A 14,569-nucleotide genomic window follows, 5' to 3' on the forward strand; every position below is an offset into this window, starting at 1 on the left:
GGCCGCGGCCTCTCGTTTGAACTCGGCGGAAAACGTACGTCGTTGCTTGCTCATCAGACACCTCTCTCACGGCGAGGATTCTCGCCTAAATCGGTGTCCGGGATCAGTAGACCACTACAAATCGGCTGAACTGCGATCCAATTGAAGGTCGTGTTCTTGAATCAGAGAAGCTGATAAGAAAGCCGCCCAATGAGCTGGGTATTCACTGAGTTAATAATTTTTAGCCTGGAGAGGTCTTTTTGAAAATGAAAAAATCACTTGTTATGTCGGCTGTGCTTTTGGTGGCTAGCAATTTCGCGTGTGCTGATGAGGGCTCAAATGATGGAAGTGAGATATGTCGGGCGCAGGGTGGAGTTGAAATAACAAGTCTGGGGGAAGTCTCAAAGGGTGTGGATGTTGAAGATGTTGTAGTTTGTTCGATTCTTCCAAGTAATATGAAGTCGAGTCAAAGAGCGCCTACACTCCCTCCTCTGCAAAGGATGATCATTTCGGCAATGCCTTCACCAGGAACGGTCACTGTTTCTGCCAGCGGAGATAGGAAATTTACAACATCTTGCCGGGCAAATCTTTATGCTCCACGTTATGCCAATTTCTATCCAGACGGTGTTAGCAGGGGAACATCAGATCTACGATGTGTTGGTTACAATACACCCGGGAATTCATCTCAAGGGTGTAATGTGTCATGGGTCGGCCCGACCGACATTCAATTGGGTGTTGAGCCATATGGCGGATCTGTTGTTGTAAACTACAGTTGCACTGCATTCAAAACAACGATTCCAGTGATAATGAGCTACAGTTATCGTGATGGGCGGGCAGTGTATGGCGAGGTCCAGAATGTGTCAGGAATAATAAATGTGGTTTTGAACTAAGGATGCGCCTTAGTAGGATTTTATTTCAAGGTGTTCAGCTTGTGAATGTGCTGCAGGGCACTCTATAGAGTGCCCTGCATAGGCTGGAAGTCGTTTGGCTGAGGGCTAGTCTTTCGAGTTCGATATGGCACGTTGATGAAGGCTGGTAAAAAGTCCTGTCTGTGTGGGTGGCAGGCGAGTGGCGCGTTCAGACGCTAATGTGGAGTTCAAGGTAGGGTTCCGACGCCGAGGATCCTCTTTGGGTGGAGTCATTTGCTGAGCCATGCAGTTATAAGACAGGCTACGTGCTCCATTGACTTGGACATCGATACACGAAGATTCAGATTGTTCCGAGTGTGACTCTGCGGGCGGGGAGGCAGCAGCCTGCTGTGCCAAACCAACTATAGGCAACAAGAATATAATTCGAAGAATTTTAATAAGCATTCCAATCTCCTTAACCCTGAGGGTTGGATGAGACTCAATAGTAACCTCAAGTTATGAGGAAAGATGAACCGCCTATCGTTTTGTAGTCTTGGTTAGGTCAGGCACACGCTAGTGAGTAGTACTAAGAGTAAGCCGATAGCCAGGGGGTGTGGTGGCCCATTTGGGGAAGTGATGAAGAGGTGCGGGCTTGTACCGGTTCGAGGAAGGAATAGACAGCAGACAGGATCGCTTGCGATGGGGCAGCAGGAAACCATCAGCCCGTCCGTATCCAGAACTGCTGCTTGCAGCGTTAGGGGTGACTCCCTCATGCCCTAGAGGGCATAATCCCTGTATGGAGATGGCTAACTGATATTAAGGAGTGGTCGAAGTCATGGAACGCTTGCTCGAGAGCATTTACATCAATGCCCGGCCGGCGATGGAGTTGAGGCTTAGCCTCACCAGCTCCGGCCGCAAGAGAATGGTAAAGATTGTGGATGGGGAGGAGGTCGAGGTTCTGCCAGGTGAAGTGCAGGGCATCCTGGAGGCCCAAAAGAGGGATGTTGGAATCCTCGCTGACTTCTTAGCCAAGAGTCTCTTGGCGCGACGCTAGAGATCCTTGGCTAGCCAGTCTATCGCCGACAGCAACGTGGTCTCGTCGGCCATGCCTTCAAGCTTCACGCTTCGTCCTGTCTGGTTGTCCCGGATGACGAGGGTCGGGGTCGCTGTAATGCCCTTCGACTGTGCGGTGTCGATGTTCGTAAGCGTCCGGGGAAGGCACATTGCGATGCGCTAAGCTGTAATCCTTTAGGATTGAGGTCTCAGCATGGAATGCCACGTTCGTCCCGCCACGAGCAGAGATGCAGCAGCGATAAGCTGCGTAGTTATAGCCGCCCTGCGTGAGTCAAATTCACAGGACTATCCGCCTGATGTGATCGCTCAGGTTGAGCAGAGCTTTTCTCCTGAAGCCATCACCACACAGCTTACGAAGCGTAGGGTCTTCGTAGCCTTATTGGGCGAAAACATTATTGGCACTGCCGGTCTCGACGGTGACGTCGTCAGAAGTGTTTTCGTTGACCCAGCTCACCAGAAAGGCGGTATCGGGCGGCATTTGATGGATGTCATTCATACAACTGCTGCCAGCGCAGGAGTTGGAGCTGTACGTGTGCCATCGTCGATTACAGCTGAAAGGTTTTATACCGCATTGGGTTATCAGAAAATCCGCGACGAGTTTCATGGGGCGGAGCGCACCATCGTTATGGAGAAGCGGCTGTAGGATTATTCCAGACTATTTACCCACTTATGCGGCAACAAATCAGTGATCTCACTGGCCCGCTGCGTGGGCAGCCGCGTCAGCACATCTTTGAGATAGGCATACGGATCATGCCCATTCATACGCGCCGACTAGATCAGGCTCATGATTGCAGCCGCCCGTTTACCACTGCGCAGCGACCCGGCAAACAGCCAGTTCGAACGCCCGAGCGCCCATGGCCGTATTTGGTTCTCGACCTGATTGTTATCGATGGGCACAGCCCCATCGTCCAGGTAGCGCGTCAGCGCTACCCAGCGTTTCAGGCTGTAATCGAGGGCTTTGGCCGTGGCTGATCCATTGGGCACCAGGTCTCGCTGAGCCAACATCCAGTCATGCAGTTTTTTGAGGATCGGCACCGCCAATTCTTGTCGTATTCGCCAGCGCTCTTCATCACTCATGTCCCGCGCCTGACGTTCGACCTCGTACAAGCCGCTGATCGAGTGCAGGGCCTGTTCAGCCAGCTGACTTTTGTTCGCCACGTGCAAATCAAAGAACTTGCGCCGGGCGTGGGCCATGCAGCCGATTTCAGTGATGCCTTGTGACCTGCCCCCCGATTTCAGTACCACGCTGAACTTAGTAGAATCCGTTTTCCAAGCAGGAGACGGCAGTGCAGAAGCGTTCTTCTCGACTTCCTCAAGCGGGTCGAGGCTAGTGTACCGACCGAGCTGCACGCCCAACTGGTGGAACTGGCCCAGGAGTATCGACGCTGTAGCTAACGCCGCCTGCACATCCTGCTGTGGCGTGCAGGTCAACCACAAGCGGATTTACCGGCTGTACCGAGCCGCCGGCTTGATGGTGAGGCGGCGGAGGGTCGCGGTGGCGCGCGAATGCCTGAGCCTGTCGAGCGCACCGAACCAGGTCTTGTCGATGGATTTCGTCTTCGACGCGCTCAGCACTGGGCGACGGATCAAATGCCTGACGGTGGTCGATGACTTCACCAAGGTGTCGGTCGACATCTTGGTGGAGTACGGTATCAGCGGTTTTCGTGTCACGCGGGCGCTGGACGAGATGGCGCGGTTTCGTGGCTACCCGCAGGCGATCCGCACCGACCAGGGCCCGAGTTCACCGGCAAGGCGCTTGATCAGTGGGCCTGTCAGCGTGACATCAAGTTGAAGCTGATTCAGCCTGGCCAGCCCACGCAGAGCGCCTTCATCGAGTCATTCAACGGCAAGTTCCGGGGCGAATGCCTCAATGAGCACAGCTCGCTGGTCGAAGCCAGAATCCGTATCGCGGCTTGGCGGGATTACAACGAGCACCGACCACACAGCGCCATTGGCAATCTCTCCCCGGCAGAGCTTGCTGCGAAGTGGCGAACCAACCAGCAGCAGCTGAAGCAGGAAAAGTTGATATCAACCCCATAGCCTACTAACTAGGCAGCGGTACTAAAACTGGGGGGGCAGGCCAGTCCGAACTGATAAAAAAACGTCCGAAACTGGCAAAACCTTATGACCGGTTTTCCTAATATTTGCTCCGAACCCCTCGGTATTTCAAGGAGCGAACATGCATATCCAATCGTTGGGGGCTACTGCCTCCTCGCTGAATCAGGAGCCTGTCGAAACCCCCTCGCAGGCAGCGCATAAGTCCGCCAGCTTGCGTCAGGAACCTTCAGGGCAAGGTCTCGGGGTTGCCCTAAAGAGCACGCCGGGAATACTTTCCGGGAAGTTGCCGGAAAGCGTTAGCGACGTGCGTTTCAGCAGTCCCCAAGGGCAAGGGGAGTCCCGTACCCTGACTGACTCGGCAGGACCGCGACAGATCACTCTGCGCCAGTTTGAGAACGGAGTCACCGAGCTGCAGCTCAGTCGGCCACCATTGACCAGTCTGGTCCTAAGCGGCGGTGGTGCCAAAGGTGCGGCATACCCGGGAGCAATGCTGGCGCTAGAAGAGAAAGGCATGCTCGATGGCATCCGCAGCATGTCCGGTTCGTCCGCTGGCGGCATCACCGCCGCCCTTTTGGCCTCAGGTATGAGCCCGGCGGCGTTCAAGACCCTTTCCGACAAGATGGATCTTATTTCGCTGCTCGACAGCTCGAACAAGAAGCTGAAGCTGTTCCAACACATTAGCAGCGAGATCGGCGCATCGCTGAAAAAGGGCTTGGGCAACAAGATCGGCGGCTTCTCTGAGTTGCTGCTCAATGTACTCCCACGCATAGATTCGCGGGCTGAGCCCCTAGAACGCCTATTGCGCGACGAGACACGCAAGGCCGTGCTCGGACAGATCGCTACGCACCCAGAGGTTGCACGCCAGCCGACCGTTGCCGCCATCGCCAGCAGATTGCAGTCCGGCTCCGGAGTCACCTTTGGCGATCTAGATCGGTTGAGTGCTTACATTCCCCAGATTAAGACGCTGAACATCACAGGTACGGCCATGTTCGAGGGGCGTCCGCAATTAGTGGTGTTCAATGCCAGTCACACACCGGATCTGGAGGTCGCCCAGGCGGCCCATATCTCCGGTTCCTTCCCGGGAGTGTTCCAGAAGGTCAGCTTGAGTGATCAGCCGTACCAGGCCGGCGTAGAGTGGACAGAATTCCAGGATGGCGGGGTGATGATTAACGTGCCGGTCCCTGAGATGATCGACAAGCATTTTGACAGCGGGCCACTGCGGCGCAACGACAACCTGATCCTTGAGTTCGAGGGCGAAGCTGGGGAGGTAGCGCCCGACCGAGGTACTAGGGGCGGCGCGCTCAAGGGCTGGGTCGTCGGGGTGCCTGCCCTGCAGGCGCGCGAAATGCTGCAGCTCGAGGGCCTGGAGGAATTGCGCGAGCAAACCGTTGTGGTGCCGTTGAAGAGCGAGCGCGGTGATTTCAGTGGCATGCTCGGTGGCACCTTGAACTTCACCATGCCGGACGAGATAAAGGCGCATCTTCAGGAGCGCCTCCAGGAGCGAGTCGGTGAACATCTGGAGAAACGTCTTCAGGCTTCAGAGCGTCATACCTTCGCTTCTCTCGACGAGGCGCTGCTGGCACTTGATGACAGTATGCTCACCAGTGTTGCTCAACAGAACCCGGAGATCACAGACGGGGCGGTGGCTTTTCGCCAGAAGGCGCGGGATACGTTCACCGAGCTGACTGTCGCTATCGTTAGCGCCAATGGCTTGGCGGGTAGGCTCAAGTTGGACGAGGCTATGCGCTCCGCTCTTCAGCGACTCGATGCGCTGGCAGATACTCCGGAACGCCTAGCATGGTTGGCAGCTGAGTTAAACCATGCTGATAACGTTGATCATCAGCAGTTACTCGATGCCATGCGCGGGCAGACGGTGCAGTCGCCGGTGCTCGCCGCTGCGTTAGCAGAGGCGCAGCGCCGCAAAGTGGCGGTTATTGCCGAGAACATTCGTAAGGAAGTTATCTTCCCCTCTCTGTATCGCCCTGGCCAGCCGGATTCCAACGTAGCTCTGTTACGTCGGGCGGAGGAGCAGCTACTGCATGCCACCAGTCCGGCGGAAATCAATCAAGCGCTGAACGATATCGTCGACAACTACTCGGCACGAGGCTTCCTGCGTTTCGGCAAACCCTTGAGTTCGACTACCGTTGAGATGGCTAAGGCTTGGCGGAATAAGGAGTTCACATGATTGATACATGGCTGGCACAGTGGGGCTTGAGACTTCCCTCGAGCAACGATGCCACGTTGCGGCTGCAACCGGCAGAGGGACCGGAACTGGTTATGGAGCGCCTCGAGGGCGGTTGGCTTTTCGCCGTTGAGTTGGGACTTGTGCCTTCAGGGTTACCGCTGGGTGTGATCTTGCAATTGTTACAAGTGAACTCTCCATTCTCATCCTTGGCACCGGTGAAACTTGCGGCGGACGATGCCGGTAGACTTGTGCTCTGGGCTGAGGCACGTGATGGCGTTGACGATGTGGATGCACTGAACCGCTTGCACGATAGGCTGCGGGAAGGACATTCACGATTAGTGCCATTGCTAGAGCCGACGGGTGAGTTGGTTCCAGCTCAGATACAAACCAGCGCGTTAGTGTTCGTTTGAACGCAAGGGGAAGGAGCGATACTGCCAATAAAATCCGCAGTTGGTAATTTCTCTAATAGATGGGCCACCCGAAGGTGGCCTATCTGTTCATGCTGCAATGAGTTGTCGTGCCAACACCATTTCTACCGAGCCCCATCCTGGTTCAACGAGCCGAGGCCCTCGAGGTGGGCTTTTCTGTTTCTGGAGTCCGGATATCCGATCCACAGCGCGCCAGAACGAGCGGCTGGTTTCGTGCTTTCGCCAGTTATATCGGCACTGGCAACCACAGTCGTGTGCCTGCCAGTCTGCTTCCATGCAGCCTGGTGAACAGGTGCATGGCTATCCGAGGATTTGTCAGTGGGCCTGGACTTTCATAGAGTGAAGCTCCTTTCCTCGCGACTGGATTAGTGACGCGATGCCGACCCCGGTTTTCATAAAAAGAACGGTACTGTTTGGCGACTGTGATCCCGAAGGGATCGTCTATACGCCACGTTTTTCATACTTCGTGCTGGAAGCGGTGCAGGAGGCGCTCGGGGTCTGGCTGGGAGGCCCGGGGCTCAGAACCCTCCTGGGTTTCAGGATTCTTCCCCCGGCGAGAGCGTTCTCCCTGGAGTTCCTGCATCCGGTCACCTGGGACGACGAACTCACGCTGCGAGTGGATGTGTCGAACGTGGGGACGCATTCTTTCTCGTTTTCAGTCGAAGGACGTCTTTCGCCGGACGTGGTGGCGTTCACTGCGAGCCTGACGCAGGTCTGTGTCTCCCCGGATACCCGCGAAGTCATGGAAGTCCCCGCGCAGCTCCGCGCGCTCCTCGCATAGAGAAACATTCTGGCTATTCGTCGCGGCGCTGGCTACGGCCGGCAGGACGCTGCGAGCGGCATGCCGCTGACCTGCTCCGTGGCGCTCCGGAGGAGGGCGGCAAGCCGCCTTCCTTCATTTCTACTCGTTGCCGAGCATGGCATCCAGATCGCGCATGGTCTGTTTCTTGGCCTGGACGCCCTGCAGTTCGACGAACATTGCCTGGACGGTCTGCACCATGCGCGCAATGGGCATCTTGCCCAGCGGTAACATCTGGTTGTTGTCGCGGATGGCCGGGGCGCAGACGAAGGCGAACGAGCGTTGCAGCCAATAATCGTATTTCTCCGGGTCGATCCAGCCGTCGACGGTTTTCACGTTGGTGATGACGTTGTCGATGCGGCGCATGGCGCGCGCGTTGTCGAAGCGAACCCTGCGCTCCTTGCACTTGAACTGGACCTCGTAGGCCGTCAGCGTCGGCATCGACCGGTCTTCGAATAGCTGGATGATCTGCGCCGACTGGATACCTTTGGGTTGCTGCAAGATGCCGGTGGCGTTGGCGACGAATACCTCGTTGTTGTAGCGTTCGCCCTTGCCGTAGACGATCCAGTAGTCGCCGGTGCTTTCGGCGACCGCAGTCGTTGCCGTGCAGATGAAGGTGAGCGGCAGCAGCCAGCGCCGAGCGTGAAGGAATGGTTTGCCCATGAGTTCGTCCTTGAATGTCTTGTTCCCGACCGCGGAGGGTCATCCAAGGGACGAATCTTAGGTGCATCCCAAGGTGAGGGTCGACTAGCACGGATGAGCTATGGACGAAGCGGGGGGAACTCGCTCGGAGTTTGCACGTTCGGGATGGTCGGGCGGCTGGTGCCTCGGGTGCGCTCCGGCAAGCATTCGAACGAGAACGACGGGCTGGCTTTACTGGTCGGAAGGCACGCTGCGCCGCTGTTGGCGGCGTCAAGCTGCCGGCGATGGTGGAGGGCGGCAAGCGCTTATCGACTGGTCGGTCGATCTGCCGAGTGCGCCTGCTGGACGCCGTTGGGGTCAGGCCGTCTGCCGCGCGATGACTCCATGAGGTCTGCAGCCTAGTCGAAAAGCGCCTCTGGCGTTCCTGCGCGGATTCGCTGCCATAACGTCTGGATCTGCGAGGCCAGTACCCGGTGCTCGGAAAGCGGCGGCAAGGCGTCCACCGGAAAGTACTCGGCCGCCGACGTTTCGTCCGTTTGTTGCTGAAGCCTGCCACCGGTGACGTGGCAGAAGAAGAAAGCTTTCAACGCATGCGGCAGTTGGGGAGGGTGGGGATGCTTGTGCTTGTCCAGCAATGCCAACAGGCGTATCGCTCGGACTTCCAGTCCGCTCTCTTCCTGGGTTTCGCGAACTACCGCATCTGCCGGCGACTCGTTTACGTCGCACCAGCCGCCCGGTAGGGTCCAGCGACCATCCGAGGCCTCGCGGACCAGCAGGACCCGCTGTTGCGAGTCGAGGATCAACGCACGGACGTCCAGTTTCGGGGTCGGGTAGTGGCTGTCCAGGGCGATCCAGTTCTCGACCCGTTCGTACGCTACCCCCTGGTCGCTGGCGATGAATTCGGCGACGGCATGCTGGAGCGCGCGAAAGCGTCCGATGTCGAAGCGGTCCTTGGAAAAGGCGAGACCGGCCTGGGCGGTGGACAGTATCAACTCCAGAAGATGGGCAAGCGCCCTGGGATCGCTGACCGATGGCACCTTTCCTTCCGTTTTTTCGGCCTTCGGGTGGTCCGCGTCGTGCGAGCCGTCCAATGGTTGTGCCATAGATAGAACCCTCGCTGCTCGATGATCGGTAGAGTTGGTTTTCAACCAGGTGTTCCCTGCGTCTTCCTCGTATGCCTGTGCACGCCAATAGTGGTTCATCAAACCCTGGTTGCGACCGTCGCTTTCCAACACATGCGCGTAACCCAGGTTCGCGTGTCGCAGCGATGGCTCCACTGCCAGGTTCGCTTCGAACCGTCAGGCGGTCGCAACCGATGACGCCTCTTCGCACAGACTTACCGTAGGAGTTTCCCTCCCCGAAACGAGCGGTCGGGCCGGCTGCGGTCGGCTGGCAAAGGTAGACTCCGTGCCGGCCATGAGCGTTTCCAGGGCCGTTTGGGGCCGTTCGATGAGGCGCAACAAGCGATGCTCCCCTGTTTGGACGGCAGAGGCGGAGGCAATTCCCTTATGCTGCTTGCGGATAACTGGCCCGGACGGCATGTACGGCCTTGTCGTTCTACGGATGCCTGGAGTCCCGCAGGCGGGACAGCGCAATGCGCAGTGACCTTCCTTTAAGCATATCGATGGAGTCTGTATGAAAGAGCTTGGTTCGGAATCGCCGATGGAAAGTCTTTTCGACATTCGTTCGCTGGAGGCCATTACCGGCGGCGAGCCGGCTGCATTGCAGCGGTTGCTGGAAACTTTATTGGCCAGCAGTCGGGATGATCGTACTCGGTTGGCGGAATTGCTTGAACTCGCAGACATGCAAGGAGTGGCCGAACTTGCGCACAGGATAAAAGGGGCTGCGAGGGTGGTGGGCAGCAGCCTATTGGTCGAGTCTTGTTCCTGCCTTGAAAAGGCTTGCCAGAACCCATCGGAGTCTTCCGAGCGGATAGCCAATCTGGTCTCTTCATTGGAAGGCAAACTAAGTGCGTTCGAAATCAGTATCTCAACCGAATTGGCAAAGCTCTAGAGATCGGACCAGATAGAGGTTTCAGAAGCTGTTCAGGTTTCTCCATAACCTGAATCGCATCTATTCACCAGCATGGATTTCTCGATCCCGTAAGCTCCGCGTCTGCTATTGGGATAATGGGGTAAGTGGGTACTCGCTGGATTTGCTTTGATTTGCCTTGCCTTTTCATCCTTCTATATAAGAGGCGCTATCGAAGTTGATGGCGCTTCTTTCGGATCGTTCATTGTCTTTGGCTGTTAGTGGCAGCGAGCTTGTGGTGTCGGAGGGTTTTTAACTACGAGGTTTTTGTCGCTTGTAGGAAACGTCATACAAGCACTGGGGAGATTTCACACGATTGCCTGGGAAGTGCTTCGTTGTCGTTCTATTCGGCTTTTCGGAGAATGTTGCTGGCTCTTATAGAGTTCAAAAATCGCAACACTTTCACTGTCAAAAGGAAGCTCAATCGTGTCCATTTCCATGAAAAGCATTCTGGCTGCCGCAGTAGCCAGCCTGGTCGTCGGCAATGCCATGGCGGCAGACGGCACCATCAATTTCAAAGGTGAAATCACCGCGGCCGCTTGCAGCATCACTGGTGGTGCTGGCACCACCGTTGGCGGTGCAGCGGGCAACCAGACCATCGACGTAAGCCTCGGCAAGATCAGCATCGACTCGCTGGGCGGCACCGCGGGCGGCAGCATCGCTGGTGGTACCAGCCTGAACCTGAACCTGGACTGCGGCAAGACCGGTACCGGTCTGACCACCGTGAAGCTGAAGTTCGACCCGATGTCCGGTACCGGCATCGATTCGCACAACGAAAGCCTGCTGAAGCTTGGTAAAGACTCCACTGCCACTGGCGTCGGTATTGGCATCTATGGCTCCGATGGCAAGCTGCTGAACCTGTCGGCGAACGAGACCATTAATGCTCCCTTGAATTCCAATATTGAAAAAGATGGCGAAGGCAATGACATCACCGTCTACAGCGCCAATCTGAATCTGCGGGCTGCTTACGTCAAGTCTGGCGCTGCGGCCGCTACGGCAGGTATTGCCAACGGCTCCTTGCCGTTCACCCTGGAATACAACTAAGTTCTGCTACATGGGCGGGGTATGTATATACCCCGTTCCATAAGGTGCGAGTTCATCATGAAATATCCATTTTCTTCCAGAGTTATCTGGGGTGGCATCCTTTTGCTTTTTTCCACCCTTGCCAATGCGGGAATCACGCTGGGAGGAACCCGGGTCGTTCTGCAGGCGCCTGCCAAGGAGGCTGCAATCCTGGTCAGGAACCAGGCTTCCAATGACGTGATGATTCAATCCTGGGTAGAGGCTGATAATGGGGCAGATAAACGTGAGGTTCCGTTTGTCATCACGCCTGCCCTCAGTCGTTTGGGAGGCAATAAGCAGCAAACCCTGCGTATCCTGTTTCAAGGGGAAGGCTTGCCGAGCGACAGGGAATCCGTATTCCGTCTGAACGTCCAGGAAATTCCACAAAAATCTGCGTCGGCTAATACGTTGCAGATAGCTTTGCGCCAGCGTATCAAGGTCTTCTACCGCCCTGATAACTTATCGGGAACTTCCGCCGAAGCGCCTGGAAAGTTGAACTGGCGTCTTGTCCGGCAGGGTGGAAAGTCGGTTGTCGAAGTTTCCAACGATACTGCGTTTCATGTCTCTTTCGCTAACGTGAAATTAAAAGCTGGCAATGCCTCCTATGTCGTTGATGCCGACATGGTCGCGCCGAAGTCGAGTCGCCGATTCGAAGTCAAGGGAACTCCCCCCGGCGTTTCTGGAAATATCGAGTTCCAGAGCGTAAATGACTATGGCGGACTCGATAAACATTCCAGCTCCTTATCCGACTGACGCTCAGAAGAGCAGAGCAGAAGAGCAGAAGAGCAGAAGAGCAGAAGATCTGCTCTTAACTTCCCCTATGGATGGGTGTTTCCGGTTTGTCGGAAATTAGTCCAAGGAATATTCGCGTGGCCATATTTAGGAAAAAGTTCGACTTCGAGGTGTCCGTCTATTCCAGGTCTTCCTGTCTCGTGGCCTTAGGATTGGCTTTGCCTGCCGTAACCTTCGCGGTGGAATTCAACGCCGAGTTCCTGAACAACGAGGGCGGGGCGCCCGTTGAACTGAAGTATTTCGAGAACGGCAACTCGGTGTCCCCCGGCACTTACAGCGTCGACATTCATTTGAACCAGATCATGATCCGACGCGAAGATGTCGTGTTCAGTGCCGATCCCGACACCGGAAGCGTTCGCCCGATCATTCGGATGGGCCTGCTCAAGGAGATTGGGGTCGATATCGCCCGGCTGACTCGGGACAAGCTCATTCCGGCCAACCTGGAAAACAATACGCCCCTGAATGTCGCCGAACTCATCCCTGGTGCATCCGTCGAGTTCGACGTCAACAGTCTTTCCCTGTTGGTCAGCATTCCACAGCTGTATGTACAGCGGCACTCGCGTGGCTATGTGGATCCCTCTCTTTGGGATGACGGTGTCACCGCGTTGTTTTCCAACTACCAGGCCAACTTCACGCGCAACACCAATTTTGGCCAGAACAGCGATTACCGCTACCTGGGCCTGCGCAATGGCTTCAACCTGTTTGGCTGGCGTCTGCGCAACGACTCCTCCCTGAGCGGGGGTACCGGCATGCGCAACAAGTTCAGTAGCAACCGTACCTATGTGGAACGTGACATTCGTGCCCTGAAGGGGACCTTGTCCCTCGGTGAGTTGTATACCTCCGCTCAGGGGGATGCTTTCGAGAGCGTGCGTATGCGCGGCGTGCAACTGCAATCCGATATCGGCATGCTGCCCGACAACGAGATCAGCTATACCCCGGTGGTGCGCGGTATCGCTGAAACCAATGCGACGGTCGAGGTGAGCCAGAATGGCTTCGTGATCTATTCCACCAACGTACCGCCCGGTGCGTTCGAGATCACCGACATCTATCCCAGCGGCTCCAATGGCGACCTAGAGGTCAAGATCATCGAGGCGGACGGACGCCAGCGGTCCTTCAAGCAGTCCTATTCCTACCTGCCGGTCATGACCCGCAAGGGGAACCTGCGCTATGGCCTGGCCGCCGGTGAATACCATAATGACGGCCAGCCGTCGGTCAACCTGCTCCAGGGATCGGCTGTGTATGGCTTGTCCGACAGGGTTACCGGCTTTGGCGGCCTGCTGGCTGCCGAGAAGTACAATGCCACCAACCTGGGCCTCGGCTTCAACACGCCCCTGGGCGGTCTTTCTGCGGACGTGACCCATAGCCAGTCCCGCACGCGACGGGGTGGGCGCAACCAGGGGCAGAGTCTGCGGCTTCTCTATTCCAAGACCATCAACGCCACCGAAACCAGCTTTACCGTGGTGGGCTATCGCTATTCCACGGAAGGCTACCGTACTCTCAGCCAGCATATCGACGACATGTCCGACGAGAGCTACCTCTATGGCTCAAGTTCCAGTCGGCAGAAGAGCCGCATAGACCTGACGGTGAACCAGACGCTGTTCCGACGCAGTTCGCTCTATCTCACGGCGGGCGAAACCACATATTGGAATCGCCCCGGCAGCAGCCGTCGCGTGCAGTTCGGCTTCAGCAGCGGCATCAAGCGCGCGAGCTACAGCCTGGCGGTTTCCCGTACCCAGGAGACGGGGTCGTTCGGGCGCTCCGATACCCAGTTCACGGCCTCCGTCAGCATCCCCTTGGGCGGTAGCGCACGCTCCAGTCAGGTATATGCCAATGCCGTGAGTTCACAGCATGGTGATTCGAGTCTGAACACCGGTATCTCCGGATACCTGGATGAAGCCAATGCGTTCAACTACAGCGCACAGGCCAACTACAGCAAGGACGGCGGCAACTCCGGCAGCGTCGGCCTGGGTTGGGACACGTCCAAGGCCAAGTTGTCCGCCAATTACAGCCAGGGGCGTGACAACAAGCAGATCAACCTGGGAGCAAGCGGTTCGGTAGTGGTGCATCCGGGGGGAGTGACCTTCGGCCAGCCGGTGGGGGAAACGTTCGGCCTGGTGGAGGTTCCGGAGGTCGGCGGCGTCGGCCTCGACGGCTACTCTTCGGTTCGCACCGACGGCCGTGGCTATGCCGTGCTCCCCTACATGCAACCCTATCGTTACAACTGGGTGAACCTGGATACCAATACCCTTGGAAGCGATACCGAGATCAGCGACAGCACGCAAATGGCCGTGCCGACCCGGGGCGCCGTGGTTGCCAAGCGTTTCTCCGCGGAGTCCGGTCGGCGGGTGCAGTTCGACCTGAGCATGGAGTCTGGAGGAAAGATTCCCTTCGGTGCACAGGCATACGACAAGGAAGAGCGGGTCGTGGGAATGGTCGACAACCTGTCCCGTTTGCTGGTGTTCGGTATCGAGGACCAGGGGCGCCTGTCCATTCGCTGGAGCGATGGCTCCTGTTCCGTCGACTATCAGTTGCCGCCCAGGAACAAGGATCTGACTTACGAACGAGTTGCGCTCAGTTGCCGTCGGTCTTCGATCTGAAATGCCCCCGCTGCAGTCGGGTCAAGGCAAAAGGCGAGGATTTTCCCGCTGAACACCGGGCGCGAGGGCAAGCG

At 56.9% G+C, this 14,569-nt stretch carries 11 protein-coding genes and 3 pseudogenes; 10 read left to right on the top strand and 4 right to left on the bottom strand.

The window, feature by feature from the left end:
- The first annotated feature begins 1,662 nt into the window (after positions 1 to 1,662).
- A complete protein-coding gene (locus AC4OR5_RS20110; protein ID WP_003108468.1) occupies positions 1,663 to 1,881 on the top strand; it encodes a hypothetical protein in 219 nt (72 codons plus the stop codon).
- Here AC4OR5_RS20110 and AC4OR5_RS20115 read toward each other — a convergent pair.
- Positions 1,878 to 2,030 (bottom strand): annotated as a pseudogene (locus AC4OR5_RS20115) (DsbA family protein); the annotation flags it as partial. The gene AC4OR5_RS20110 and the pseudogene AC4OR5_RS20115 overlap by 4 nt on opposite strands.
- Before the next feature lie 64 nt (positions 2,031 to 2,094).
- Here AC4OR5_RS20115 and AC4OR5_RS20120 point away from each other — a divergent pair.
- Positions 2,095 to 2,544 (top strand): GNAT family N-acetyltransferase, encoded by a 450-nt coding sequence (locus AC4OR5_RS20120; RefSeq protein WP_003108471.1) that lies wholly within the window; start codon positions 2,095 to 2,097, stop codon positions 2,542 to 2,544.
- 2 nt (positions 2,545 to 2,546) lie between these two features.
- Here the strand turns inward: AC4OR5_RS20120 and tnpC are convergent.
- Positions 2,547 to 3,119: pseudogene (tnpC, locus tag AC4OR5_RS20125) on the bottom strand (IS66 family transposase); the annotation flags it as partial.
- 199 nt (positions 3,120 to 3,318) lie between these two features.
- Between tnpC and AC4OR5_RS20130 the strand changes: the two are divergent.
- From AC4OR5_RS20130 to AC4OR5_RS20145, 4 genes and pseudogenes are all read left to right on the top strand, one after another.
- A pseudogene (locus AC4OR5_RS20130) lies at positions 3,319 to 3,941 on the top strand (integrase core domain-containing protein); the annotation flags it as partial.
- Positions 3,942 to 4,080: 139 nt separating this feature from the next.
- A complete protein-coding gene (exoU, locus tag AC4OR5_RS20135) occupies positions 4,081 to 6,144 on the top strand; it encodes a type III secretion system effector cytotoxin ExoU (protein ID WP_058159949.1) in 2,064 nt (687 codons plus the stop codon).
- Complete coding sequence (gene spcU / locus AC4OR5_RS20140; RefSeq protein ID WP_071536156.1) at positions 6,141 to 6,554, top strand: CesT family type III secretion system chaperone SpcU; 414 nt, start codon at positions 6,141 to 6,143, stop codon at positions 6,552 to 6,554. The genes exoU and spcU overlap by 4 nt, the downstream gene beginning before the upstream one ends.
- A gap of 394 nt (positions 6,555 to 6,948) precedes the next feature.
- Positions 6,949 to 7,353 carry an acyl-CoA thioesterase gene (locus tag AC4OR5_RS20145; RefSeq protein WP_023107048.1) on the top strand — a complete coding sequence of 135 codons (405 nt, stop codon included), beginning with the start codon at positions 6,949 to 6,951 and terminating at the stop codon, positions 7,351 to 7,353.
- A gap of 120 nt (positions 7,354 to 7,473) precedes the next feature.
- On the opposite strand, the gene AC4OR5_RS20150 is transcribed toward AC4OR5_RS20145, so the two are convergent.
- Complete coding sequence (locus AC4OR5_RS20150) at positions 7,474 to 8,034, bottom strand: hypothetical protein (RefSeq protein WP_003112558.1); 561 nt, start codon at positions 8,032 to 8,034, stop codon at positions 7,474 to 7,476.
- A gap of 377 nt (positions 8,035 to 8,411) precedes the next feature.
- The gene (locus tag AC4OR5_RS20155; RefSeq protein ID WP_003086228.1) at positions 8,412 to 9,050 is read right to left on the bottom strand and encodes an NUDIX hydrolase; all 639 of its coding nucleotides are present in this window, start codon (positions 9,048 to 9,050) and stop codon (positions 8,412 to 8,414) included.
- A 598-nt stretch (positions 9,051 to 9,648) separates the two neighbouring features.
- Here AC4OR5_RS20155 and AC4OR5_RS20160 point away from each other — a divergent pair.
- The 4 genes from AC4OR5_RS20160 to AC4OR5_RS20175 all read left to right on the top strand — a co-directional run bounded on the left by AC4OR5_RS20160 (position 9,649) and on the right by AC4OR5_RS20175 (position 14,495).
- The gene (locus tag AC4OR5_RS20160; RefSeq protein WP_058134333.1) at positions 9,649 to 10,026 is read left to right on the top strand and encodes an Hpt domain-containing protein; all 378 of its coding nucleotides are present in this window, start codon (positions 9,649 to 9,651) and stop codon (positions 10,024 to 10,026) included.
- A gap of 444 nt (positions 10,027 to 10,470) precedes the next feature.
- Complete coding sequence (locus AC4OR5_RS20165) at positions 10,471 to 11,088, top strand: fimbrial protein (RefSeq protein WP_023107046.1); 618 nt, start codon at positions 10,471 to 10,473, stop codon at positions 11,086 to 11,088.
- 57 nt (positions 11,089 to 11,145) lie between these two features.
- Positions 11,146 to 11,859 carry a fimbrial biogenesis chaperone gene (locus AC4OR5_RS20170; protein ID WP_003112554.1) on the top strand — a complete coding sequence of 238 codons (714 nt, stop codon included), beginning with the start codon at positions 11,146 to 11,148 and terminating at the stop codon, positions 11,857 to 11,859.
- A 116-nt stretch (positions 11,860 to 11,975) separates the two neighbouring features.
- Positions 11,976 to 14,495: a fimbria/pilus outer membrane usher protein gene (locus AC4OR5_RS20175; protein WP_058159950.1), complete on the top strand. Its 2,520-nt coding sequence runs from the start codon at positions 11,976 to 11,978 to the stop codon at positions 14,493 to 14,495.
- The last annotated feature ends 74 nt before the right edge of the window (positions 14,496 to 14,569 follow it).

The sequence above is a fragment of the Pseudomonas sp. YA1 genome, assembly GCF_058680555.1.